We start from the raw sequence: 22,631 nt of genomic DNA, 5'->3' as shown, positions 1-22,631 counted from the left end.
ACGCACGGTCGCCTTGTCAGGATCCCAGAACCGGCACCATTGCCAGCCGCAACAGCCCGACGCGGCCGGTGTGGAAGCCGAACGCGGACATCCGTAGATACGCCTCGTATTGGCGCACCTTCTGCTCGCCGACGATCTCCACCGCCTCATCACGGCGCCGATGCAGCGCACGGTACCACAGGTCGCAAGTTCGCCCGTATTGCGTGCGGTCGTTGCGTAGCAGTGTGACCTCGAACACCCCGCTTGCCGCTTCGAGGATTTCGTGCGCCTGCGGCAATTCGGAGTCCGGAAAGATCTGCGTGCTGATGAAGGCGTTGTTCTCGTTCGACCGCATCGTGCCGTAGGCGATGGTCTGCAGCGACATCGCACCCCCCGGCGCCAGCCAACTTCGGCACTTGCTCAGAAACTCGCGATACAGCGCGATCTTTTCCCCCGGCCTGTCGCCCGGACTGGCGAAATGCTCCAGCGCGCCAATTGAAACGATCGAGTCATACTTTGCCGCCGGCGCGTGATCGATCCAGCTTTCCTTCAGCACCCGCACGCGCCCATCCTGCCAGGCGTCGATATGGCGGAACTGCGCTTCGCTCAGCGTCAGACCCGTGGCCTGCTCGATCCGGGTTTGGCTGACCGCGCGCCGCAGCAGACTGCCCCAGCCGCAGCCGATGTCGAGGATGCGCCGACCCCGATCCGCGGCGGATGCCGCGAGATGAAAATCGAGCTTGCGAAGCTGCGCCGCAGTCAGGTCGTCCGGGTCGTCACCCTCGTTCCACAGAGCACACGAATAGGTCAGTGTCTGATCCAGCCACAGCGTATAAAACTCGTTACTCAGATCGTAGTGGTGGCTGATCGCCGCCGCGCTGCCGCCGCGCTTCGTGGGCGCGTCGACCACGTCCCGATCGGGGCCATCTGACCCCGTGGCATCACCCTCGACACTGTTCATTGATGCGCGGTTCCTTCAACACGCCGGCGTCATCTCGATACCGGTGCCATCGGCTCTTTGGTTCCAGTGACCGATCATAGCGGTCCTGGTCACCGACGACTTCGCTAGACCACAACAGTTCCCGGTTGCCGCCGCCATCAGAACCTAGATCACCGCCTCCGCCCTGAGTGTGGCAATCGCGGCGTCGTCATAGCCGATCTCGTTCAGAACGGCGTTGGTGTCGGCACCGACCTCGGGCGCCAGCGTGTCCAACCGGCCGCCGCCATGCGCCATCTGAAATCCGGACCCGATCAGCCGCAGCCGGCCCCAGGGGCTGTCCACCGTTTGCATGACGTTGCGCTCGACGATCTGCGGATGGTCGATGATCTCTTCCACCTTCCAGATGCTGGCGCATGGCGCGCCGGCGTCGTTCAGCCGACGCTCCCAGATTTTCGAGTCCGCGGCAGCCAGCGCTTGCTCGATGATGGCGCGCAGCGCCGCCTCGTTCTCCTTGCGCAGGAACCAATCGCTGAATCGCGGATCGTCCAGCACATCGGCGCGGCCGATGCCGGTCATCAGTGCGCGGTACTGTTTCTCGTCGTTCACCGCCAGCAGCACAAAGCTGTCCTTGGCTCTGAACAGGTTGGCGGTTGCCTTGCGGCTGATCGCCTGGTTGCCGGCCTGCGGCTGGTGATGGCCGGCCACGGTATAGTCGGCGACCTGGGTGGCCAGAAACGCCAGGCTGGCCTCCAGCATGGAAACGTCCACCAACTGGCCCTTGCCGGTGTGGGTGCGCTGGAACAATGCCGACGAGATCGCGAACGCCCCGGTTGCCCCCGACAGCACGTCACAGACCGCGAAGCCGGCGCGGGTGGGCCCCATCTCGGGATGGCCGGTGATCGCCATGATGCCGGACATCGCCTGGATCTTGCCGTCGTAGCCGGCTTCGTTGCTGGCCGGACCGGTCTGGCCGAAGCCCGAAATCGCGCAATAGATCAACCCGGGGTTGACCGCCGACAGCGCTGCGTAGCCGAGGCCCAGACGGTCCATCACCCCGGCGCGAAAGTTTTCCATCACCACGTCAGCCTTGGCCGCCAGCTTCAGCACCACCTCGCGCGCCGCGGGCTTTTGCAGGTCCAGCGTCAGGCTGCGCTTGTTGCCGTTCACCGCGATGAACGCCGAGGCCATGTTGCGGTCGGCCCATTCGCGCGACAGCGGCGTGCGCCGCATGTCCTCGCCGCCGCGGCGCTCGATCTTGATCACCTCGGCGCCCAGCAGCGCCAGTTGATAGCTGGCATAGGGGCCGGCGAGCACCTGGGTGAAATCCAGGATGCGGACCCCGGAGAACGGACGCCCCGCCTTGATCCCGGCGCCAGGCTTGGTCTCGCTGGCCTTGGTCTGGGTGGTCACGCTGCGTTTACAGCCCGGTTCGGGCGGGCGAGTTCCTTCTGGCGGTCGAATTCCTCGCGCCGACGCTTCAGTTCGGCTTCGCCGATCTGTTCCAGGTTGAGGTAGTCCAGCTTCCATCTGCCGTCGGCGCTCCAGCGCAGCGGCGACTGCATTGTGGTCTGCGGGCCGGGGGCGGTTTCCAGCAGCCGCAGCGCCAGATCCAGCGTGCGGTCCTGCGAGGCCACGTCGTGTGGCTTGCCGGCGCTGTTGCCGAGCGGGAAATCGCTGAACAGGAAGCGGGGGGCGGCGGCGTGCTCGACGATATCCTTGGCGCAACCCATCACCACGGTCGGGATGCCGTGGGCTTCGAGATGACGAGCCACCAGCGTGCTGGTCTGGTGGCACACCGGGCAGTTCGGCACGATCACGGCGACATCGGCGCCGTCTTCGCGGATGCGGGCCAGGATCTCGGGGGCGTCGGTTTCCAGCGTGACCCGCTGGCTGCGGTTGGTCGGCGCTCCGTGAAACCGTTTCGATATCGCCCCAATCCGGCCTTCGGCCGCCGCGCGGCGCAGTGCCGGCAGCGGGAACCAGGTGCCGCTGTCGGTCGCGCTGGTGTGGGTGCGATCGTAGCCGATATGGGAGATGCGCAGGTCGTGGTCGCGCGCCGTCTCGCCGGAATACACCGCGTAAAACTTGGCGCTGCCGTTATAGGCCGCGCCGGGGCCCTGGTCGCCCTTGCCCGGCTGGTACGGCGCGGCGGTGGTGACGATGGCGACGCTCGACTGGGTCAACTTCCTGGCCAATGGGGTGAACGGCGCGGCCAGATAGTGCGCCCAGCGATACGGCGCGGTGTAGCCGATCGCGGCGTAATACTCGCGGGTTCGGCGCATGTAGGGGATTGGTGAGTCGTAGTCGGGAGCAAAGCCCGGCGTTGCATCAAGGGCGTGCGCATCGAGGGTCTGGTTCATCGGATCCTCCGCTTGCCGGGGCGTCCCGGCGTTGCGTCGAGTCGTCGCATGGCGGCGGGGTGGCTGCAAGCTTTCGGCGGTCGGCGGCGAGCTCGATCGCATCTCCGAATGCGAGGCCAGCTCGTGGGGAGATTACACCGAACGGGTCACGGCGCCGCCGCTCACGCCGCCGCCACCCGAAGGCCGCGGCGGCGGGTCATCCGGCTGACCAGGAACGCCAACAATACAAGATTGGCCAGATTGAACAGCACCCCCGAGGCGAACGCGGGCCGGTACGACAGAAACATGTCAACCAGCTTGCCAGCGAACCAACTGCCGAATGCCATTCCCGACATGGCCGTCATCAGCACGGTCGGGATCCGCCATGACGCCTCGTGGGACGGGTACAAGTCGCGGATCGCCACCGAGTAGGCCGGGATGATACCGCTGAAGCCGAAGCCGAACGCGCTGGCGACGGCGAACAACCCGACTTCGCTCCGGGTCAGCAGGAACGCGCAGATCGCCAGCGCCTGCAGCGCCGATCCGGCCATCACCGTGCGCAGGCCGCCGAAGCGGTCGGCGAACGCGCCCCAGAACTGCCTGGCGATGAAGGCGCAGGCCAGCATCACCGACAGCATCGCCGCGCCATGGCCGGCGCTGATGCCAAGGTCGCCGCAGAACGCGACCAGGTGCGAGGATGGTATCGCCATCGGCACGCAGCAGCAGAAACTTGCCATGCAGATCAGCCCCATCGTCACGTTCGGTCGCAGCCCCAGCACACGGTCGGCGGCGTGAGCGCCGGCACCTCCCCGCGCCGGCGGCAGCGCTTCCGGGGCTGGCCGCAGCAAGGTCAGCAGCGGCAGGATCGCCAGCACCACCACACCGTAGCCAAGCATCAGCGGCTGCCAGCCGAACCGCTTCATCCCGACCTCCAGCAAGGTCGGCCAGAGCATTCCGGCGATATACTGTCCTGACGAGATCAACGCCAACGCGGTGCCCCGGCGGCGGTCGAACCAGCGGCTGACATGGATCAGCAGCGGCGCATAGATCGCGCCGTTGCCAAGCAGGCCAATCAGCAGCCCGTGGCCGACATATAGTGCCCAGACGGTGCCCAGGCTGGACAGCGCCAGCCCCGCCGCCATGCATATCGTACCCATTGCAACCGTCTTGCGGATACCGATCCGGTCGGCCAGCCAACCCATCGGGATGCCGCCGAGGCCATTGCCGATCCACACCAGCGCGCTTGCCAGCGACACCACCGATCGGTCGGTGTGCAACGACGCCTGGATCTCGCGCAGCCCCACCACGGCAAGCAGCGGCGAGCCAAACGACAATGACAGGATTCCCAGCGTCAGCAGCGCGGCGTGCCACGACTGCCGTGATTCGATGGTGCCGGCGGCATTTCGCTGCACGGAGGTTTCCTCGTCTGGCCGCCCGGTCATTGGCCTGCGCCGGGCACCGATCTATAACCCTTTATCGACCAAAACCCGGTCCAATCAACCCGCCATCCTGGAGACCGCTATGACCGCACCCGGCCGGCCCCAGCCCACCGGACCCGAACCCACCGGTCCCCTGAGGGGCATTCGCGTGTTCGATCTGACCCGCGTGCTGGCCGGGCCGACCTGCGTGCAGATGCTGGCCGACCTCGGTGCCGACGTGATCAAGATCGAGCGCCCCGGCGCCGGCGACGACACCCGCGGCTTCGCCCCGCCCACGGTGCCGGGCACCGAGGAGAGCGCCTATTTCGTTGGTGTCAATCGCAACAAGCAATCGGTCACCCTGGATATTTCACAGCCGGAAGGCCAGGACATCGCGCTGCGGCTGATCGCCGATTGCGACATCCTGGTGGAGAACTTCAAGGTCGGGGCGCTGGCCAAGTACGGCCTCGGCTATCAGCAACTGCACGCCCGCTTCCCGCGGCTGATCTATTGCTCGATCACCGGCTTCGGCCAAACCGGCCCGTACGCGCCGCGGCCCGGCTATGACAGCCTGATCCAGGCGATGGGCGGCGTCATGAGCCTGACCGGGGAACCCGACGGGCTGCCGCAGAAGGTCGGCGTCCCGGTGGCCGATCTGTTCGCCGGCCTTTATGGCTGCATCGGCATCCTGGCGGCGCTGCGCCATCGCGACCTGACCGGCCAGGGCGGCAATACCGGCAGCAATACCGGAGGCCAGCAGATCGACATCGGCATGCTGGACACCCATGTCGCCTGGCTCGCCAACCAGGGCATGAACTATCTGGCGACCGGGGAGAATCCGGCCCGCCTGGGCAACCAGCACCCCAACATCGCCCCCTACCAGGTGTTCCCCACCGAGGACGGCCATATCGTGCTGTCGGTCGCCAACGACCCCACCTTCAAGCGCTTCTGCGAGGCGTTCAACCTGACCAACATGCTGGGGGATCCGCGCTTCGTCACCAACGCCGCCCGCGTCGGCAACCGCCAATTGGTCACCGACGCGCTGACCCCGGTGATGCGACAGCACCCCACGCACTGGTGGATCGAGCGGTTGGAGGCGCTGAAGATCGGCTGCGGCCCGATCAACAAGCTGTCCGAGGTGTTCGAAGACCCACAGGTCATCGCCCGCGAGATGGTGCTGCCGATGGCGCACAGCTCCGGCCAGACCGTCAAGGTCATCGCCAATCCGATAAAATTGTCGGAAACCCCCGCCGACTACCGCATCGCCCCGCCGCTGCTGGGCGAGCACACCGACGCAGTGCTGTCCGAACGATTGGGTCTTGACGCCGCCGCGCTGGCCGCCCTGCGCGAGAAGAACGTGATCTGATGCAACGCCGCCCCGGTTCGGTTCGCTATCTGCTGGGCGGCAAGTTCTATCGCCTGGCGTTCGAGGAATCCGGTGATCCCGCCGCGCCACCGGTGGTTTGCGTGCACGGCATGACCCGCAACGGGCGGGATTTCGATGCCCTGGCCGAGGCCTTGGCCGGGTCCAGGCGGGTGATCTGTCCCGATCTGCCGGGACGCGGCCACTCCGACTGGCTCGACGACCCGATGCTGTATCAGGCGCAGCACTACGTCACCGCTCTGGCGCATCTGCTGGCCTGGATCGGCCGCGATGTGGCCTGGGTCGGCACCTCGCTGGGCGGTATCTGCGGCATGGTGATTGCCGCATCCGACGGTGCGCCGATCAGTCGGCTGGTGCTGAACGATGTCGGGCCGTTCATGCCGGCCGAGGCACTGCGGCGGATTCGGGACTACATGGTGGCTTCGGGCGACTCGCCGCTGATGGCACGCTTTCCCGACCTCGCGGCGGTCGAGCGGCATTTGCGCATCGTCCATGCGCCGTTCGGGCCGCTGTCGGACCCGCAATGGGCGCAACTCGCCCGCAACTCCGCCCGAGCGCTGCCGGACGGGCGGTTTACCATGCATTACGACCCGCGTATCGGCGAGCCGTTGCGGGCCAACCATCCGGTCGATGTGGATATGTGGGCGCTGTGGGACCGCATCCGGGTGCCGCGCATGGTGATCCGCGGCGAAACCAGCGATATCCTGCTGCCCGAGACCTTCGCTCGGATGCAGGCATCAGGCGCCCAGGGGTATGAGGTGCCGCTGACCGGACACGCCCCGGCGCTGCTCGATCCGCCGCAGACGCAGGCTATCCTTTCGTTTCTCGCTGTCTGATCCGGTGCGCCCGCTTCCGGAACAACGGCTGCACCGGCCGTTCGAGGCAGGTCCCTACCGGATGGCGATGGACCTGGTTGCCGTGCCGGAGGCGGACTGGTTCGAGATCGATCGGTTGTATCGGACCGAGATGGCCGAGAAGCGGCGGTTGCTGGCTGGCTCGCATGATGCGGTGTTTGCCGCGATGCCGGCATCGGCTGCGGCGCGGAGGGAGGCGCTGGAAACGGTCGTGGCGGCGTTGGTGTTGCACCATCCGACCTGGTTCAGCCGTGATGGGATGGTGGTGCGGGATCGTTTGACGGACGAGGCCTGGAAGCTTGGGTCGATCGATCCGCTGGACCTGGCCGGACGGCTGGTGCAGGAGGATTTGTGTCTTATCCAGAACGGCGGGGACGGGCCGATGTTCACCGCCGCCTCGCTGTGTTTCCCGAGTCGCTGGCGGCTGATCGACAAGATCGGGAAACCGCTTTCGGCGGTGCATGGGCCGGTGCCGTTTTATGCCGACCGATTGGCGCGGCCGGTGGACCGGTTCATGCGGCACTTGAAGCCGGGACATATCGCCGCGCGGTTGAATTGGTCTGTGCTGGACGATCCGGCGCTGTTCCAGCCCGGCGGCAAGTGGCGGGCGACAGGCGGGTCGGGTGTGACGGCGCAGAACGCGGGGCGTTGCGTGTTCCTGCGCGTGGAACGGCAGACGCTGCGGCGATTGCCGCAGAGCGGGGCGGTGCTGTTCGCGATCCGGGTGCATGTCTCTCCGCTGGAACGGGTGATCGACGGGCCGGAGCACGCTGCCGCCCTGGCCGCGGCAGTGCGGGCGCTGCCGGCGGAGGTTCAGCACTACAAGAGTTTGCTACCGTTCCGGGCGGCGTTGCTGGGGTGGCTGGAGAGCGGCGGCGGCAGCGGCGATGATTCGCGCGGATTCGACGGCGGGCAACAATTGTTGACAGAGCGGGACGAACGAACATCGCCAACGCCGTCCGAAGAGCGGTGATCCGGCTGGTTGGCGATCCGTGGTCAAGCTTGGCTGTCAGTCGCACCGGTCTGCCGCACGCTCACCCACCGTAGGACGCAAGCCGCAAGACCCGTAAACCCGGCACCGCCGGCAGCCGCCGGTCTTGGTGAGAAACGCCGCGCAGCCTGCCTCCTGCGCGGCGCTCAGTTGCAGAGCGTCCGGTGATCGCATGGCGGTCGATGCGCGTCGTGGATGCCGCGCGGGGCGGTGGCGCCGAGGCGACTGGCGGCGGCGAGGCGATCGTCCGACGGCCAGCCGGTGAGCGCTGACCCACCGGCTTGCGACGCCGGGCAGCGCCGCCCGCGATGGCCATGCGACCGATGATCAACACCAGGTTTGACCAAACCAGCCTCACCGGTAGGATGCAGCCCCGTTTGCGCGCCGATCCGCGATCGATCCTGGATCCGACGGCGGACGGATCGCCAAGCCGGATCGGATCGAGAAGGATACGCACCGTCGCCATGACCAGTCCCTCGCGTGCCGACCGTATCCGGGCAAGCCTGATTCAGGCGTTCGCCCCCACCGAACTGGCGATCCAGGACGACAGCGGCCGCCACGCCGGCCACGCCGGAGCGCAGCCTGGCGGCCAATCGCACTACAGCGTGCTGCTGGTCAGCGCCGCGTTCCAGGGCGTCAGCCGCGTCGCTCGATCGCGCGCGGTGCACGCTGCCCTGGCGGCGGAGTTCGGTCCGGCGGAGCAGGGCGGCATGCACGCCTTGGCGCTGACCCTGCGCACGCCTCGGGAGCAGGCGGCCACGCACGGAAGATAATTCTCCGGTTCTTGATAAGTATCTTGACTTGGATGATTTTCTTCTCCCAAAGAGCCTGCTCGTGTGCTGAATCTGGGTTGCGGTGAATGGCCTCGGACAAGGATATCGATCGCCTCGATCGCGAGATTCTACGGCTGATCACGGTCGATGCGTCGTTGTCACTGGCCGACATCGCCGCCAAGGTCGGATTGACCCCGACCCCGTGCTGGAAACGGATCCGCCGGATGGAGCAGGACGGCATCATCCAGCGTCGGGTCGCCGTTCTGGACGCCGACAAGGTCGGGCTTCCGGTATCGGTCTTCGTCGCGGTCGAAACCGCCGACCATTCCAGCGAATGGCTCGACCGCTTCGCCCAGGTGATCCGCGACACCCCCGAGGTGATCGACGCCTGGCGCATGAGCGGCGAGGTCGATTACCTGCTGCATGTGGTGGTCGCCGACATCGCCGCCTATGACCAGTTCTACCGCAAACTGATCGCCGCGGTGCCGCTGCGCAACGTCAGCAGCCGTTTCAGCATGGAGCGGATGAAGGCGGCCCCGCTGCCAGTGTGAGCTGCCAGTATGAGCTGCCAGTGTGACCGGATTGACGCATGCGACGGCCGCATTGCCCAAGCGACTACCCCGGCGTGCCAAAAACCGCCGTTTTATGCGCGTTGTGAACGTTCTTTTAACGATTTCCTGGTCTTCTCCGCTGCGGCAATCAGGAGGTGGCCCATGGCAACAAGTCGTCTAGTCAATCGAAACGTCGTCGCCGAGCGCGGCCGGACCAGCATGCGGCTGGAACCCGAACTCTGGGACATGCTGAGTGAAATTTGCGAACGCGAAGCGCAGGATATGAGCACCTTGGTGCGTCAGATCGAAGCGGCCGGGCACGTAGGCGGCCGCACCAGTGCGGTCCGGGTCTATATCGCGAATTACTTCCACACCGCCTCGACCGAGGTGGGACATGCAAGTGCCGGCCATGGCCCGCTCTTGCATCGCAGGGCAGTGCCGGAGATGACCCGCTCTGCCGCGTAACCGCCGAAGGGACGCAAAAATCACTGCGTCCCGAGTCACCGCGAGCGCAACAAAATGCTGGGCTTGCGGCCGCTAGACCATTTCCAGCCCGACCGGGCAAAGCTGAAATCGGGCTATCCGTGCTCGCGTGCTAGAGAAGACCTTCGAGATGCTCGCCGCAGGGCTGTCCCAATCGGAGCGCGATCCACTCACGGGGTCACTCGCCGTCGATCCCCACTGCGCCGATCCCGCTACCCGACTGTGAAAGCTGCAGTGGAGGACGGGCAAACTGGAAGGCGCGTCGCTCGATGCGCGACGATCAGGCCCACCCGAGCTCCTTCATTGCCCAGGAAGCGTTCCAGATTTTTACCATGTGGCAGATTTTCCCGCCGTCAAACTGCATGACGTAGACGTAGTCGGTGGTAGTGCTTCTGCCGGTCGGCGGCAGTGGTCCGCCCTGTCCGGTGTGGGTAGCGGAGAACACACCAAAAGCGCATACGTTCCGGCGTTGCTCGTCCGTCGCGAACGACTTCACCTCGTAGCGGCCGTTCGGCATGAACGTCAGCAGGCCCTTCATCCATTCGGTATAATCGCGCAGAGTCTTGATTTCAGCCAGTGGTTCGGCCTGGGCTGAGAATGTCGCGTCCGCCGTGCAAAAGCCGCTGCAACCGTCCCAACCTTGTCCGGTCTCACAGGCTTTGAAGAACTGGTCCGCGGTCTGGGTAATCGTGCTCATCGTCTTGCTCCGTCTGTCGAGGATCAGGATGGCAGAGATCAGGGGCCTCCGTCGCGGCGCGGATTGCTCCGGGCAGGCCGGCCTGGCTGCGATACGCCACTATGGCCGCGCGGCCAAGGACCGGGCCGCCTGCGTCCTCGATGGGCGTGCGCCGCCTCGGCCGGCCAAGGATCGCTGATGGCGGCGTAGATCCCAAACCGAGACGGTCGTGGTTCGGCAGAGCGTGATCCGTGCAGGTGGCATCACCGAAGCGGGGAATCACGCGATCAAACAAGGTGTTATACAGTGGCTCAAAGGGCTGGCTGGTACGCGCGCAGGGTTGGCGTGGCGGTTGGCGCGCAAAATCAATCGATACCGGCGGCCCGTCGGCCAACCGATGAACCAAGTTTTCAGGCGGCTGGCATTAAAGCGGGGTCGGTGAGCCAAGGCGAACGGAAACCGCTTCAGGTGCCACGCGCGCTGCGCCGCGAGCGACGATCACGCTTGATTTGGACATCCCATCCGGCGCAGCCCAGTCGCTACCCGCCGGCGCCGGGTTTTTGCCCCGATAGCGTATCCAGCGCGGATTGGATGACCTTGGCGTCCGCGCTGCCGGGAGGCACCTGAGTCAGCAGCGTGCTCCAATACTGCCGAGCCTGATCCGGATGGGCATCCTGGGCGGCTGCCATGCCGAGATACCACAGCACCAGCGGTTGGGTCGGCTCAGACGCCTGGACGCGCTTCAGCAGACCGACCACCCGGGGCGAGACCTTGTCGGTCGGGGCGTGATCGCTCAGCAGCGCGCGGGCTTCCTGTAACGGGATCGAGACATCGTCCGGCTTCAGCCCGGCCGCCTTGTCGAACGCGTCGGCCGCCTTGTCGGGTTCATGCAGCACGCCATAAGCGCGGCCGAGGCGCAGCCAGCCGTCCAGGTTCGATGGATCGGCCTGCTGCTTCGCCGCCAGTTGGGCGACCATGCCGCGGATCATCCCCTGGCGCTGTGCATCGGACATGTTGGCGGCATCGGCGACCGCCTTGGCGTCCGGTCCCCCAGCTGAACCAGCGGCCCCTGAACCGGCGGCCCCTGAACCGGCGGCCCCCGAACCGGCGGCGTCCGATCCCGTGGTCGGGCCGGGCGCGGGCGGCCTGCCCTCGGCCAGTTTCGGCACCGCGATGCCGGCGGACTGGGCGGCCGCGGCAACCTGGCGGCCCAACTGAGGCCGCACCGGGGAATCCGCCGGCAGGTCGGCCAGCAGCGCCTGCAGCCCGTCGATCGCGCGGCGCGGCTCGCCGGCCTGCATCGCGGCAATGGCAAGGTAATAGCGGGCGATGCCGCTGGCAGGGTCGGCTTTAAGCACTTGTTTCAGCGCCGTCTCGGCCGCCGGGGTCACCGTGCCGCCGGCCTGCATCACCATCACCTCGGCGTGGTCGGCCAGCACCACGGGACTGGTCTGGCCCAGGTCGATGGCGTGGCGGTAAGCGTCCTCGGCCTTATCCCACTGGTCCAGCATCGCCAGGCTGCGGCCATACAGCAGCCAGCCTTGGGCGTTCCCGGGGTTCTGTTTCAACTGCGCCGCCAGTGCGGCGACCGCCCCGCGCATCGAGGACTGGCTGTTGTCGGCGGCGAATTCCGCGGTACGCGAAGAATACGGCTCGTCCGGCACGCCAGGAGACCCAAGCCACAGGTAGCTGGAGACCGATCCGGCGGCAATGACCAGGAACACGATGGCGGCCAGCACCGGGCTGCGCGACAGCCGCGGCGGGGCGGGGGGGACCCGGTCGGCGGCGAGCAGCCGGCGCTGGATTTCCAGTCGCGCGGCGGCGGCCTCGGCCGGTGAGATCAGCCCGCGCGTGATGTCGCGGTCGAGTTCATGCAGTTGGTCGCGATACACCGCCTGGTCGAAGCTGGCACGAGCCGGCACCGGGCGGCTGCCGCGCAACAGCGGCGCCAGGATCGGCAGCAGCGTGCCGAATGCCAGCAGCGCCAGCAGGAACGGCAGGATCAAACGTCTCTCTCCCGCATCAGGCCGTCCAGGCGGCGGGCTTCGTCAGGACTGAGCGGGGCGTCGTCGACGGACGTTGCCCGGCGCCGGCGCAGCCAAAGCAGGCTTCCTGCCAGCCCGAACAGCACCAGGGCCGGTGGACCGTACCAAAGCACGTAGGTGGCCGGCTCGACCGGCGGTTTCAGCAGCACGAAGGCGCCATACCGATTGACCACGGACTGGATCACCTGGGCGTTGGTATCGCCGGCAGTCAGCCGCTGACGCACGAAGATGCGGATGTCGTGCGCCAGGCTGGCGCCGGATTCGTCGATCGATTCGTTCTGGCAGACCAGACAGCGAAGCCCGGCGCTGATGCTGCGGGCCCTGGCCTCCAGCACCGGGTTGGCCAGCCGTTCGCTGGGTTCGACGGCATGGGCGGCAACCGCGCTCAGCAACAGCACGCCACCCAGCAGGCAGACACCCAACAGCCATCCGCGCGCCCGCCAGGCACGCGGCAAGCGAGCGCGAACGGCCGCTCTCATGCCTGCCCCAATTGCTTGAGCAACGGCAGCAGTTCGCGGTTCACCGTCTCGGCGGTCAACGGCCCGACAAAGCGCTTGCGGATGGTTCCGGTGCGGTCGATCACGTAAGTCTCCGGCACGCCATAAACGCCGAAATCGAGGCCGACACTTCCGTTCTCGTCAACGCCTACCTGGCGATACGGATCGCCGAACGTCGCCAGCAGTCGCGCCGTGTCGGCCGGCTTGTCCTTATAGGCGATACCATATAGCGGCAGGTGGTCCTGCTCCGACAACCGCATCAACAGCGGATGCTCGATCCGGCAGGGCACGCACCAGGACGCGAAGAAGTTGATGACGAAGGGGTGTCCCTTCAGCGCATCCAGATCCAGCTTCCTGCTGGTGTCCAGCCCGGCAAGGTCGAAGTTCGGCGCCGGTTTTTCGATCATCGCCGAGGGTAGTATGTGGGTGTCGTGGCCGGGCAGTAACGCGAGGGCAAAATATCCCGCGACGATCAGGAAAATCGCCAGCGGCAGCAAGTAGAACAGGCGCTTCATGATCTACTCGCCGGCGGCGGGGACCGGCTGCTCGGCCCGCCGCGGCGCCCGGGCGGCAGCGCCGACACGCCAGCGGCGATCGCTCAGGCTGACGAAGCCGCCGAACGCCATGATCACCGCGCCGAGCCAGATCCAGGGCACCAGCGGCTTCCAGTAGACCCGCACCGTCCAGTCTCCAGCGGTGCCGGAATCGCCCAGCGCGACGTAAAGGTCGGCCAGCAAATTGGTGCGGATCGCGGTCTCCCCGGTGGTCTGCTGTTGCAGCGGAAAGAACCGCCGTTGCGGGTGCATCATGGCGACGAATTCGCCGCCGCCCTTGGGGCCATAGGTGACCCGGATCGAGGCGTCGTCGGCCATGAAATTGGGGCCTGGGACATGGTCCACATGCTCCAGCGTCAGATGATAGCCGGCGATGTCGATGCTGCCGCCGGGCTTCAGCGCCTGGATCGCCTCCTGCGCCCAGGCCGAGGCGGAAAATCCGGCGACCGACACCGCCAGGCCGAAATGCGCGAGGCTCATGCCATAGCTTGCTCGCGGCAGGTGGATGGCGCGCCGCAGGCTGTCACCCAGCGGGATGCGGAACAGCCGGATCCGCTCGGCGAACTCGGTCAGCACCGCGGTGGCGAGCCAAGCGGACAGGCCGAGACCGAACACCGCCAGCACCGGCCCGCCATGGGTGACATAGAACGCGCCCAGCACGACCAGCGCGGTGGCGATATAGGCGACCCACAGCCGTTGCAGCGCGCCGAGAATGTCGCCGCGCTTCCAGGCCAGCATCGGGCCGATACCGACCGCTATCACCATCGGCACCATCATCGGCGCGAAGGTGCGATTGAAGAACGGGAACCCGACCGACAGCTTCGGGCCGCCCGTGGCATCCAGGAACAGCGGATACAGCGTGCCCAGGAACACCGTCGCGCAACCGCACGACAGCAGCACGTTGTTCAGCACCAGCGCGCCCTCCCGCGAGATCGGCGCGAACAGCCCGCCCCCCTTCAGCGACGGGGCGCGAATGGCATACAACGTCAGGGACCCGCCGATCGCCGCGACCAGCAGCAACAGGATGAAGCTGCCGCGCTGCGGGTCGGTGGCGAAGGCATGGACCGAGGTCAGCACGCCGGAGCGAACCAGGAAGGTGCCGACCAGCGACAGCGAGAAGGTGATGATCGCCAGCAGGATGGTCCAGGATTTCAGCGTGTCCCGCTTCTCCACCACGATGGAGGAGTGGATCAGTGCGGTGCCGACCAGCCAGGGCATGAAGGATGCATTTTCGACCGGGTCCCAGAACCACCAGCCGCCCCAGCCCAGCGTGTAGTACGCCCACCACGATCCCATGGCGATGCCGATGGTCAGGAAGCACCACGACGCCAGCGTCCACGGCCGCACCCAGCGCGCCCAGGCGGCATCGACCCGGCCCTCGATCAGCGCGGCGACGGCGAAGGCGAAGGCGACCGAAAACCCGACATAGCCGAGGTAGAGGAACGGCGGATGGAACGCCAGGCCAGGGTCCTGCAGCACCGGATTGAGCCCCTGGCCGTTCGGCGGCGGCGGGAACGTACGCAGGAACGGGTTGGAGGTCAGCAGGATGAACAGCAGAAATCCGGTCGCGATCATCCCCTGCACCGAAAGCACCCGGGCGCGCAGCGCGGGCGGCAGGTTGTCGCTGAACAGCGCCACCGCGGCGGCGCACAGCGACAGCATGAACACCCACAGCAGCATGGAGCCCTCGTGATTGCCCCAGACGCCGGTGATCTGATATAGCAACGGTTTGTCGGTGTGGCTGTTTTCCACCACGTTGACGACGGTGAAGTCCGACGTGACGTAGGCGTACATTAGCGACAGCATCGACAGCGCGGTCAGCGCGAAGCCGATCAGGGCGCAGGATTTGCCGATCGCCATCCAGCCGACGTGGCGCCGAGCCGCGCCGATCAGCGGAACCGTCGATTGAATGATCGCCACGAACAGCGCCAGGATCAGCGCGAAATGACCAAGCTCGACGATCATGACACCGCCGCACCGCGGTTGATCCGGCCTGCCCGCGCGATGGCGTCGCCCGACGCGGGCGCCTCGGTCACGTCGCCCGACGCGGGCGCTTCGGTCACGCCGCCCGGCGCGGGCGCTTCGGTCACGCCGCCCGGCGCCGTTCCACCGGGATGATCCGCACCAGCGCGGCGACCAGTTCGTTCATCATAGCGTCGGTGTGCAGCGGGCCGGGGGTGAAGCGCAGGCGCTCCTCGCCGCGGGCCACGGTCGGATAGTTGATCGGGGTCGCATACATGGCGAACTCGTTCAGCAGGCGCTGGCTGACATCCATGCAAAGCGCGGCCTCCCCGACATGCAGCGGCACGATATGACTGATTGATTCGATCCGCGGCAAGCCGGCCGCGTCGAACCGGGATTTCAACGCCGCGGCCCGTTCGAACAGCTTGGCCCGCCGCACATGGTCCTGGCGCACATGGCGCACGCTGGCAAGTGCGGCGGCGGCGGTCATCGGCGGCAGCGAGGTGGTGAAGATGAACCCAGGCGCGGTGCAGCGGATGAAGTCCACCACCTCGGCATCCCCGGTGATGTAGCCGCCGTGGCAGCCGAACGCCTTGGCCAGGGTGCCCTCGATGATGTCGACGCGGGCGGCGACCCCGTCGCGCTCCGACACGCCGCCGCCATTCGGGCCATACATGCCGACGGCGTGCACCTCATCGAGGTAGGTCATCGCGCCGTAGTGTTCCGCAAGGTCGCAGATTTCGCCGATCGGGGCGATATCGGCGTCCATCGAATAGACCGATTCGAAGGCGATCAGCTTCGGCGCGGCCGTCGGCGCGGCGCGCAGCAGGGTTTCCAGGTGCGCGGTATCATTATGGCGGAAAATGTTGACGATGCCGCGCGCGCCCTTGATGCCGGCGATCATCGAGGCGTGGTTCTTGGCGTCGGAAAACACCTGCCACGGCTGATCCGAGCCCAACGGCGCGCTGTTCAGGATGGTGGACAGCGCCGCCTGGTTGGACACGAAGCCGGAGGTGAACAGCAGCCCGGCCTGCTTGCCGTGCAGATCGGCGACCTCCGCCTCCAACTCGTCGTGCACCGGGCTGGTGCCGCTGATGTTGCGGGTTCCCCCAGCCCCGGCGCCCATCGTCCGCGCCGCTTGGCAGGCAGCGTCGACCGCCACCGGATGACCGCCCATGGCGAGGTAGTCATTGGACGACCACACCAGCACGCGCGCCCCATCCGGCCGCCTGTAATACGGGAAATCGTCGGCGCGCTTCTGCAGCGGCGTAAAAATCCGGTAACGCCCTTGATCGCGGATCGAGGAGAGGGACCGACGACAATGGTCTTTGAACGCGTTCATCCTTCGGAACCCTCAGCTTGCGCCACCGTCAATTTCCGCCCTGGCAATCCAGGGCGACGGACCGTTCTCGGCGATCGGATCCCCCAAACCAATGAACCTGTTCACAGCGGATTTTGTTCCAGGTTAATCAACGCGCAACGGAGAAATGCGCAGATTGAGCATCGCGTCAACCGGAATCGCGCGGATTATTTAAGCTTAATCAGCGTCCGATTGATCGCGCGGCCAAATCCCGAATGCCGGCCCGAGGCTTTGCAACCGCCACGGCGGATGCGATAGGATTTGCTGCAATGCGGTATCGGTCGCTAGCGGTCCGATCCGCGCACCGCCTTGGGAGCCTGTCATGCCGTTGACCCAGCCCGCCGCGCGCCAGCGCCTGCACACGCGCAGCATCGAAATCAATGGCTACCTCCGCACCGACGGCCACTACGACATTGAGGCGCACCTGACCGATTGCAAAAGTTTCGCCCAGACCAATCTCGACCGCGGGGTCATTCAGCCGGGCGAACCGGTCCACGACATGTGGCTGCGTCTGACTGTGGATGACCAAATGCGCATCCATGCGGTCGAGGCGGTCAGCGACAACACGCCCTATGCGATCTGCCCGGCCGCGGCGCCCAACTTCACCCGGCTGGCGGGATTGCGGATCAAGCCCGGCTTCCTGCGTGAAGCGGCCCAGAGGGTCGGGGGCATCGTTGGGTGCACCCATTTGCGCGAGCTGCTGCAGCAAATCGCCACCACTGCCCTGCAGACCATCACCCCCGCCAAGGCTCGGCGGGACATGGCAGCCGAGGGCGTCGCGGACGATACCCCCGGCAGCGAGGCGCTCGACAAAAGGATCACCGAACAATGGGGCGGCGGCAACAAGATCCTGAACAGTTGCCTGGCCTATGATCAGAACGGGCCGCTGGTGAAGCGCCGTTGGTCGCATCTGTACACCGGGCCGGACGTGGCGGCCAAGGAAACCGCCGGTTAAGGTGGGTTGCCGCCTATAGCGGCAACGAATTGACAGCGTGGTGCCGGCGATCAACATTGCCGCCGCTGGCCGGCTAACGTCCGGCGCCAGGTCTCGATCCGCCCGCGCCCGCCCCGCTTCCGGATCGGCCGAAGACACTGATTGCACCACCACACAAAGGGTTCGAGCGATGTCGGACATCTACGCGCAACGCGGCTACGGCGATCGGCCGGTCGGCTTCGGTGCCAAGATCGGTGTCGTGGTGGTGGATTTTCAGCGCGGCTTCGTCGGCGCCGATTTCCCGATGGGCGGTGCGCCGATGGTGGATCAGGCGGTGCGCAACACCGTTCCGGTGATCGAGGCGGCGAAGCGTGCCGGCCTGCCCGTCATCGCCTGCGTCAACGGCTACGACAGCCCGCGCGCGGCGCCGCATTGGAAGGTGGGCGCGGTGTTCGATCTGCTGCGCGGGTCGGCGGCGGTGGACCTCGACCCGCGCATCGCCGCGGCCGCCCCCGACGTGACCTTGATGAAGTCCGCGCCATCGATCTTCTTCGCCACACCGGCGGCCGCGATCCTGAACAAGGAGCGCGTCGATACCGTCATCGTCACCGGGTGCATCACCTCGGGCTGCGTGCGGGCCAGCGTGATCGATGCTTTCTCGTTGGGTTTCCGCGTGATGGTGCCGCATGATTGTGTTGGCGATCATGATGCCGAGGCGCACGCGCAGAACCTGAAGGACGTCGAGCGGCGATACGCCGACGTAATCGATGCCGCCATCGCGATCGAGGCGATCGAACAATGGCGGCAATCGAACGACAAATCCTGATCGATCCTGTGCGCCAGAGCGATCGCGATGGCTTTGCCGATGCCTTTCTGGGCGCCGGTCACCAATGCCGTTTGACCTGTCAGGGCTGCCATCCGCGTCTCCCGTGAATGCCGCACCCACAGCCTGGTCAACCCGACGGCTCGCGTCACCCGCTCAAGCCAGCCAATCATCCCGGGGTCGCGCGTCCCGGCGGCCGAGCAGCGGAACGCTGAAGCAGGGTGATGGAGATGAACGCCCCAAGCCAGGACCCGATCGCGGCAAACACCACATAGACCCAGTTTTCGGTGTAGCTGATGACCGCGTAGGAAGACAGCAGGTACCAGACGCTGCTCCAGGTGGCGGCGGGCACGCGGCGGCGCGCCGCGACAGCGGAGGTAAACATCACATAGACCGCGTCGGTCGCCGCGGTGGCGACCACGACACCGGCGGCGACCAGCGGATTTATCGTCGGGACCATGAACCCCTCCTCAGGACGCGGTCAGCGTAGCAGAGAAGAAGAGCGGCGGACCCCTCGGCCGGCCCGTTCCGGAAGCCGGCTATAGTTCCTCGACCTGATCCACGCCGGGCAGCGCCTTCAGCGCCTGAGCCAGCCCCGGGGTGACGTTGTAGCCGCCGGGCAGGTCGATTTCGACGTCCTGTTCGCTGCCGATGCTGGGCACCAGGGTGACCCGCCCGCGCCCGCCGGCCTCGCGGCCCAGCAGGTCGCGGATATGCGGCACGGCGGCGGTTTCGCGTAGCCACACGCGTATTGACGCGCCAGCCGCCGCCGCGGCCTTGTCCAGCGGCGTGACGTCCAGCGCGGTGACGCGAACTGCATCGCCCTCGGTCTTGACTTCGGCGGTCACCAGCAGGTTGGCACCCGATACCAGCAGGTCGCGGGCACGGTTCAGCACCTCGCTGAAGCAGGTGACCTCCACCGACCCGGCGGCGTCGGAAATCCGCACCCACGCCATGCGGCTTCCGGTGCGAGTGATACGTTGTTTGGTCGATACGACCGTGCCGGCCAGCTTGACGCGGCTAACCCCGGCGGCGGCGCGGGAGTCGACCTGGACCGAAGATACCACGCCAAGCCGTCGCAATGCCTGGGCGTAGGCGTCGAGCGGGTGTGCGGTCAGATGGAAACCGACCGCCTCGGCTTCGAACGCCAGGCGTTCAAGCGGCGGCCAGTCGGGGATTTCGGGCAGCCGAAGCGGTTCGGGCTTGCTGATAATGCCGCCGAACAGGCCGATCTGGCCGCTGTCCTTTTCCTGCTGGTCGGCCTGGGCTCGCCGCAGAATCGTTTCGGCACCGGCGAACACCCGAGCACGGTTGGGGTCCAGCCGATCGAACGCGCCGGCGCGCGCCAGGTTCTCGATCTGCATGCGGTTGATCTGGCGCGGATCGACCCGGGTGGCGAAGTCGGTGACATCCTCGAACGCCGCCTCGGCGCGGCAGGCGACAACCGATTGCATCGCTGCCGAACCGACCTTCTTGACCGCGGCCAGCGCATAGCGGATCGCCAGGTGGCCGTCCTGGATGCGTTCGACGGCAAAATCGGCCCCCGAACGATTGATGTCGGGCGGCAGGATGGTGATCGCGCCGCGTTCGGCTTCCTGTTTGAGCGCCGCCAGGCGGTCGGTGTTGTTGACCGCCAGGCTCATGCTGGCGGCGAGGAACACCTCGGGGTGATTGGCCTTCAGCCATGCGGTCTGATAGGCGACCAGGGCGTAGGCGGCGGCGTGCGATTTATTGAAGCCGTAATCGGCGAATTTCGCCATCAGGTCGAACACTTCGGTGGCCTTGGCCGGGTCGATGCCGTTGCTGATCGCGCCTTCGGTGAAGATAGTCCGTTGCGCCTCCATCTCGGCGGCGATCTTCTTGCCCATGGCGCGGCGAAGCAGGTCGGCCGACCCCAGACTGTAGCCGGCCATTTGCTGGGCGATCTGCATGACCTGCTCCTGGTAGACCATGATGCCATAGGTTTCGGCCAGGATGTCGTGGATCAGCGGGTGCGGCGCGTCCCACTTCTCGCCATGCTTGCGCCGGCAGTAGTCCGGGATGTTGGCCATCGGCCCCGGACGATACAACGCGACGGCGGCGATCAGGTCCTCGAACCGGTCGGGGCGCATCAACCGCAGCGTGTCGCGCATGCCCTGGCCCTCCATCTGGAACACCCCGCCGGCGTCGCCACGCTGCAGCATCTCGAAGGTCCTGGCGTCATCGAGCGGCAGCCGATCGAGATCGACCTCGATCCCCAACCCCCTCAAAAAAGTCTCCGCTCGGCGCAGGATGGTCAGCGTGGTCAGGCCGAGGAAGTCGAACTTGACCAGGCCGGCCTGCTCGACGTGCTTCATCGAATACTGGGTGACCAGGAAATCCGATTTCGGATCGCGGTACAGCGGCACCAGTTCGACCAGCGGGCGGTCGCCGATCACCACGCCGGCGGCATGGGTGGATGCGTGTCGATACAGGCCTTCGACCCGCAGCGCGATTTCCATCAGCCGACCGATGCCCTCGTCCTCGTCGCGCAGCACCTGCAGCCTGGGTTCGCCGTCCACCGCCTGCTGCAGGGTAACCGGCTTGGCCGGATTGTTGGGGATCAGTTCGGCGACCCTGTTGACCTGCCCGAACGGCAGGCCCAGCACGCGGCCAACGTCGCGAACCGCGGCGCGAGCCTGTAGTTTCCCGAAAGTAATGATCTGGGCGACCCGGTCACCGCCGTATTCGTTGCGCACATAGTCGATGACGCGGTCGCGGCCCTCCTGGCAGAAGTCGATGTCGAAGTCGGGCATCGACACCCGTTCGGGATTGAGGAACCGCTCGAACAGCAGGTTGAAGCGCAGCGGGTCGAGGTCGGTGATGGTCAGCGCCCAGGCGGCGACCGACCCGGCCCCCGACCCGCGCCCGGGACCGACCGGAATCCCTTGCGCCTTCGACCACTGGATGAAATCCGCCACGATCAGGAAGTAGCCGGCGAAGCCCATGCTGGCGATCACCGACAACTCGTAGTCCAGCCGAACGCGGTAGGTTTCGCGCGCCGCCGGCTCGACCCCGGCGGCGTCCAGCCGCCGCTGCAACCCCTCGATCGCCATGGCGCGCACGGTTGCTTCCTCGGTCTGGCCGGGGCGCACCTTGGGCGACACCGGCAGCAGCGGCTTGCGGGCTTCGGCCATCACCGCGCAGCGGCGAGCAACGGCCAGAGTGTTGTCGCAGGCCTCCGGCAGGTCGGCAAACAGCGTGCGCATGTCGGCCGCCGGCTTGAACCAGTGTTCCGGCGTCACCCGGCGGCGATCGGGTTCGGACAGGGTGCGGCCCTCGGCGATGCACAGCAGCGCGTCGTGCGCCTCGTGCATGTCCGGTTCGGCGAAATAGCAGTCGTTGGTGGCGACCAGCGGGATGCCCCGGGCGTCGGCCAGGGTGATCAGGCCGGGCTCGATGGCGGCATCGACCGCCAGGCCGTGGCGGTGCAGTTCCTGCAGCGTGCGGTCGGGGAAGGCCTCCGCCATGGCATCGAGAAGACGTTCCGCCTCGGGCTTCTGACCCTCGGCGAGCAGGCGCCCCACCGGCCCGGTGGTGCCGCCGGTCAGCAGCAGCAGGCCGGCGGCGTATTCGGCGATGCGGGCGAACGGCAATTGCGGCTTCAGCGCCGGGTCTGTCTCCAGGAAGCCCAGCGAGGACAGGCGCCGCAGGTTGGCCATGCCGGTGGCGTCCTGCGCCAGCAGCACCAGCGGGTCGGGCGGCAGCCGAGGATTGTCGGCGCGGGCAAGCCCGACCTGGCAGCCGATGATGGGTTGGATGCCCTTGCCGGCGCAGTACTGGGAAAACTCCAGCGCGCCGAACAGATTGCCGGTGTCGGTGATCGCCGCCGCCGGCATCCCGGCCTCCTTCGCCATCGCCGCGATCCGGTCGGGGCGGATCGCGCCCTCGCTGAGAGAATAGGCGGAATGGGTGCGCAAGTGGACGAAGTCGGCGTGGGGCATTGTGCCAGGGTATCAGGGGCCGCCGAGTCTGGGCAGGCCTGTCGCTAGCTCGTAAACCTGTCCGGTTTTCGTAGCTCATGATCTGTCCGCTTCGTTCTTGGTCTGA

21 protein-coding genes are annotated in these 22,631 nt (G+C 66.6%); 8 read left to right on the top strand and 13 right to left on the bottom strand.

The genetic code is table 11. The features are described from left to right. Positions 1 to 16: 16 nt before the first annotated feature. From ACQY4Y_RS03750 to ACQY4Y_RS03735, 4 genes are all read right to left on the bottom strand, one after another. Positions 17 to 940 carry a class I SAM-dependent methyltransferase gene (locus tag ACQY4Y_RS03750; protein WP_428489216.1) on the bottom strand — a complete coding sequence of 308 codons (924 nt, stop codon included), beginning with the start codon at positions 938 to 940 and terminating at the stop codon, positions 17 to 19. Between the two features lie 144 nt (positions 941 to 1,084). Then, a complete protein-coding gene (locus ACQY4Y_RS03745) occupies positions 1,085 to 2,329 on the bottom strand; it encodes a CaiB/BaiF CoA transferase family protein (protein ID WP_428489215.1) in 1,245 nt (414 codons plus the stop codon). Beyond that, the gene (locus tag ACQY4Y_RS03740) at positions 2,326 to 3,279 is read right to left on the bottom strand and encodes a glycine/sarcosine/betaine reductase selenoprotein B family protein (RefSeq protein ID WP_428489214.1); all 954 of its coding nucleotides are present in this window, start codon (positions 3,277 to 3,279) and stop codon (positions 2,326 to 2,328) included. Before ACQY4Y_RS03740 ends, ACQY4Y_RS03745 begins: the two co-directional genes overlap by 4 nt. Positions 3,280 to 3,440: 161 nt before the next feature. After that, complete coding sequence (locus ACQY4Y_RS03735) at positions 3,441 to 4,700, bottom strand: MFS transporter (protein WP_428489213.1); 1,260 nt, start codon at positions 4,698 to 4,700, stop codon at positions 3,441 to 3,443. Positions 4,701 to 4,779: 79 nt separating this feature from the next. On the opposite strand from ACQY4Y_RS03735, the gene ACQY4Y_RS03730 reads away from it, so the two are divergent. The 6 genes from ACQY4Y_RS03730 to ACQY4Y_RS03705 all read left to right on the top strand — a co-directional run bounded on the left by ACQY4Y_RS03730 (position 4,780) and on the right by ACQY4Y_RS03705 (position 9,694). Continuing rightward, the gene (locus tag ACQY4Y_RS03730) at positions 4,780 to 6,042 is read left to right on the top strand and encodes a CaiB/BaiF CoA transferase family protein (RefSeq protein ID WP_428489212.1); all 1,263 of its coding nucleotides are present in this window, start codon (positions 4,780 to 4,782) and stop codon (positions 6,040 to 6,042) included. Next, a complete protein-coding gene (locus ACQY4Y_RS03725; protein ID WP_428489211.1) occupies positions 6,042 to 6,896 on the top strand; it encodes an alpha/beta fold hydrolase in 855 nt (284 codons plus the stop codon). The genes ACQY4Y_RS03730 and ACQY4Y_RS03725 overlap by 1 nt, the downstream gene beginning before the upstream one ends. A gap of 4 nt (positions 6,897 to 6,900) precedes the next feature. Next, the gene (locus ACQY4Y_RS03720) at positions 6,901 to 7,887 is read left to right on the top strand and encodes a heme-dependent oxidative N-demethylase family protein (protein ID WP_428489210.1); all 987 of its coding nucleotides are present in this window, start codon (positions 6,901 to 6,903) and stop codon (positions 7,885 to 7,887) included. Between the two features lie 482 nt (positions 7,888 to 8,369). Next, complete coding sequence (locus ACQY4Y_RS03715; protein WP_428489209.1) at positions 8,370 to 8,678, top strand: BolA family protein; 309 nt, start codon at positions 8,370 to 8,372, stop codon at positions 8,676 to 8,678. A gap of 86 nt (positions 8,679 to 8,764) precedes the next feature. Continuing rightward, positions 8,765 to 9,229, top strand: a complete 465-nt coding sequence (locus ACQY4Y_RS03710; RefSeq protein WP_428489208.1) for an Lrp/AsnC family transcriptional regulator — start codon at positions 8,765 to 8,767, stop codon at positions 9,227 to 9,229. A 162-nt stretch (positions 9,230 to 9,391) separates the two neighbouring features. After that, on the top strand, positions 9,392 to 9,694 hold the full coding sequence (locus tag ACQY4Y_RS03705; protein ID WP_428489207.1) for a ribbon-helix-helix domain-containing protein: 303 nt from the start codon (positions 9,392 to 9,394) through the stop codon (positions 9,692 to 9,694). 298 nt (positions 9,695 to 9,992) lie between these two features. Here the strand turns inward: ACQY4Y_RS03705 and ACQY4Y_RS03700 are convergent, their stop codons facing one another. The 7 genes from ACQY4Y_RS03700 to hemA form a co-directional block, all read right to left on the bottom strand. After that, the gene (locus tag ACQY4Y_RS03700) at positions 9,993 to 10,409 is read right to left on the bottom strand and encodes an ester cyclase (RefSeq protein WP_428489206.1); all 417 of its coding nucleotides are present in this window, start codon (positions 10,407 to 10,409) and stop codon (positions 9,993 to 9,995) included. 518 nt (positions 10,410 to 10,927) lie between these two features. After that, positions 10,928 to 12,394 (bottom strand): c-type cytochrome biogenesis protein CcmI, encoded by a 1,467-nt coding sequence (gene ccmI / locus ACQY4Y_RS03695; protein WP_428489205.1) that lies wholly within the window; start codon positions 12,392 to 12,394, stop codon positions 10,928 to 10,930. After that, positions 12,391 to 12,912, bottom strand: a complete 522-nt coding sequence (locus ACQY4Y_RS03690; protein ID WP_428489204.1) for a cytochrome c-type biogenesis protein — start codon at positions 12,910 to 12,912, stop codon at positions 12,391 to 12,393. The genes ccmI and ACQY4Y_RS03690 overlap by 4 nt, the downstream gene beginning before the upstream one ends. Continuing rightward, positions 12,909 to 13,445: a DsbE family thiol:disulfide interchange protein gene (locus ACQY4Y_RS03685; RefSeq protein WP_428489203.1), complete on the bottom strand. Its 537-nt coding sequence runs from the start codon at positions 13,443 to 13,445 to the stop codon at positions 12,909 to 12,911. The genes ACQY4Y_RS03690 and ACQY4Y_RS03685 overlap by 4 nt, the downstream gene beginning before the upstream one ends. A gap of 3 nt (positions 13,446 to 13,448) precedes the next feature. Further along, positions 13,449 to 15,449 (bottom strand): heme lyase CcmF/NrfE family subunit, encoded by a 2,001-nt coding sequence (locus tag ACQY4Y_RS03680; protein WP_428489202.1) that lies wholly within the window; start codon positions 15,447 to 15,449, stop codon positions 13,449 to 13,451. Further along, positions 15,446 to 15,574: a hypothetical protein gene (locus tag ACQY4Y_RS03675; protein WP_428489201.1), complete on the bottom strand. Its 129-nt coding sequence runs from the start codon at positions 15,572 to 15,574 to the stop codon at positions 15,446 to 15,448. Before ACQY4Y_RS03675 ends, ACQY4Y_RS03680 begins: the two co-directional genes overlap by 4 nt. Next, positions 15,571 to 16,788: a 5-aminolevulinate synthase gene (gene hemA, locus ACQY4Y_RS03670; RefSeq protein WP_428489200.1), complete on the bottom strand. Its 1,218-nt coding sequence runs from the start codon at positions 16,786 to 16,788 to the stop codon at positions 15,571 to 15,573. Before hemA ends, ACQY4Y_RS03675 begins: the two co-directional genes overlap by 4 nt. Positions 16,789 to 17,128: 340 nt before the next feature. Here hemA and ACQY4Y_RS03665 point away from each other — a divergent pair, with 340 nt between their 5' ends. Together ACQY4Y_RS03665 and ACQY4Y_RS03660 are read left to right on the top strand one after the other, a co-directional pair. Beyond that, on the top strand, positions 17,129 to 17,761 hold the full coding sequence (locus ACQY4Y_RS03665; protein WP_428489199.1) for a DUF2889 domain-containing protein: 633 nt from the start codon (positions 17,129 to 17,131) through the stop codon (positions 17,759 to 17,761). A gap of 169 nt (positions 17,762 to 17,930) precedes the next feature. After that, the gene (locus tag ACQY4Y_RS03660; protein WP_428489198.1) at positions 17,931 to 18,566 is read left to right on the top strand and encodes an isochorismatase family protein; all 636 of its coding nucleotides are present in this window, start codon (positions 17,931 to 17,933) and stop codon (positions 18,564 to 18,566) included. Between the two features lie 166 nt (positions 18,567 to 18,732). Here ACQY4Y_RS03660 and ACQY4Y_RS03655 read toward each other — a convergent pair whose 3' ends face one another. Both ACQY4Y_RS03655 and dnaE read right to left on the bottom strand, forming a co-directional pair. After that, a complete protein-coding gene (locus ACQY4Y_RS03655; protein WP_428489197.1) occupies positions 18,733 to 19,023 on the bottom strand; it encodes a hypothetical protein in 291 nt (96 codons plus the stop codon). A 79-nt stretch (positions 19,024 to 19,102) separates the two neighbouring features. After that, positions 19,103 to 22,525 (bottom strand): DNA polymerase III subunit alpha, encoded by a 3,423-nt coding sequence (dnaE, locus tag ACQY4Y_RS03650; protein WP_428489196.1) that lies wholly within the window; start codon positions 22,523 to 22,525, stop codon positions 19,103 to 19,105. Positions 22,526 to 22,631: the final 106 nt, after the last annotated feature.

This window comes from Rhodopila sp. (assembly GCF_965277165.1).
GTDB lineage: Bacteria > Pseudomonadota > Alphaproteobacteria > Acetobacterales > Acetobacteraceae > Rhodopila.
This window is presented reverse-complemented; position numbering and strand designations above follow the sequence as displayed.

What these genes read in the sequence shown, in the direction of transcription:
- ACQY4Y_RS03750 (WP_428489216.1), bottom strand. Translation starts at nt 940, where the DNA reads ATGAACAGTGTCGAGGGTGATGCCACGGGGTCAGATGGCCCCGATCGG.
- dnaE (WP_428489196.1), bottom strand. Translation starts at nt 22,525, where the DNA reads ATGCCCCACGCCGACTTCGTCCACTTGCGCACCCATTCCGCCTATTCT.
- ACQY4Y_RS03735 (WP_428489213.1), bottom strand. Translation starts at nt 4,700, where the DNA reads ATGACCGGGCGGCCAGACGAGGAAACCTCCGTGCAGCGAAATGCCGCC.
- ACQY4Y_RS03665 (WP_428489199.1), top strand. Translation starts at nt 17,129, where the DNA reads ATGCCGTTGACCCAGCCCGCCGCGCGCCAGCGCCTGCACACGCGCAGC.
- ACQY4Y_RS03690 (WP_428489204.1), bottom strand. Translation starts at nt 12,912, where the DNA reads ATGAGAGCGGCCGTTCGCGCTCGCTTGCCGCGTGCCTGGCGGGCGCGC.
- ACQY4Y_RS03655 (WP_428489197.1), bottom strand. Translation starts at nt 19,023, where the DNA reads ATGGTCCCGACGATAAATCCGCTGGTCGCCGCCGGTGTCGTGGTCGCC.
- ACQY4Y_RS03715 (WP_428489209.1), top strand. Translation starts at nt 8,370, where the DNA reads ATGACCAGTCCCTCGCGTGCCGACCGTATCCGGGCAAGCCTGATTCAG.
- ACQY4Y_RS03700 (WP_428489206.1), bottom strand. Translation starts at nt 10,409, where the DNA reads ATGAGCACGATTACCCAGACCGCGGACCAGTTCTTCAAAGCCTGTGAG.
- ACQY4Y_RS03685 (WP_428489203.1), bottom strand. Translation starts at nt 13,445, where the DNA reads ATGAAGCGCCTGTTCTACTTGCTGCCGCTGGCGATTTTCCTGATCGTC.
- ACQY4Y_RS03730 (WP_428489212.1), top strand. Translation starts at nt 4,780, where the DNA reads ATGACCGCACCCGGCCGGCCCCAGCCCACCGGACCCGAACCCACCGGT.
- ACQY4Y_RS03710 (WP_428489208.1), top strand. Translation starts at nt 8,765, where the DNA reads ATGGCCTCGGACAAGGATATCGATCGCCTCGATCGCGAGATTCTACGG.
- ACQY4Y_RS03725 (WP_428489211.1), top strand. Translation starts at nt 6,042, where the DNA reads ATGCAACGCCGCCCCGGTTCGGTTCGCTATCTGCTGGGCGGCAAGTTC.
- ACQY4Y_RS03740 (WP_428489214.1), bottom strand. Translation starts at nt 3,279, where the DNA reads ATGAACCAGACCCTCGATGCGCACGCCCTTGATGCAACGCCGGGCTTT.
- hemA (WP_428489200.1), bottom strand. Translation starts at nt 16,788, where the DNA reads ATGAACGCGTTCAAAGACCATTGTCGTCGGTCCCTCTCCTCGATCCGC.
- ACQY4Y_RS03660 (WP_428489198.1), top strand. Translation starts at nt 17,931, where the DNA reads ATGTCGGACATCTACGCGCAACGCGGCTACGGCGATCGGCCGGTCGGC.
- ACQY4Y_RS03705 (WP_428489207.1), top strand. Translation starts at nt 9,392, where the DNA reads ATGGCAACAAGTCGTCTAGTCAATCGAAACGTCGTCGCCGAGCGCGGC.
- ACQY4Y_RS03680 (WP_428489202.1), bottom strand. Translation starts at nt 15,449, where the DNA reads ATGATCGTCGAGCTTGGTCATTTCGCGCTGATCCTGGCGCTGTTCGTG.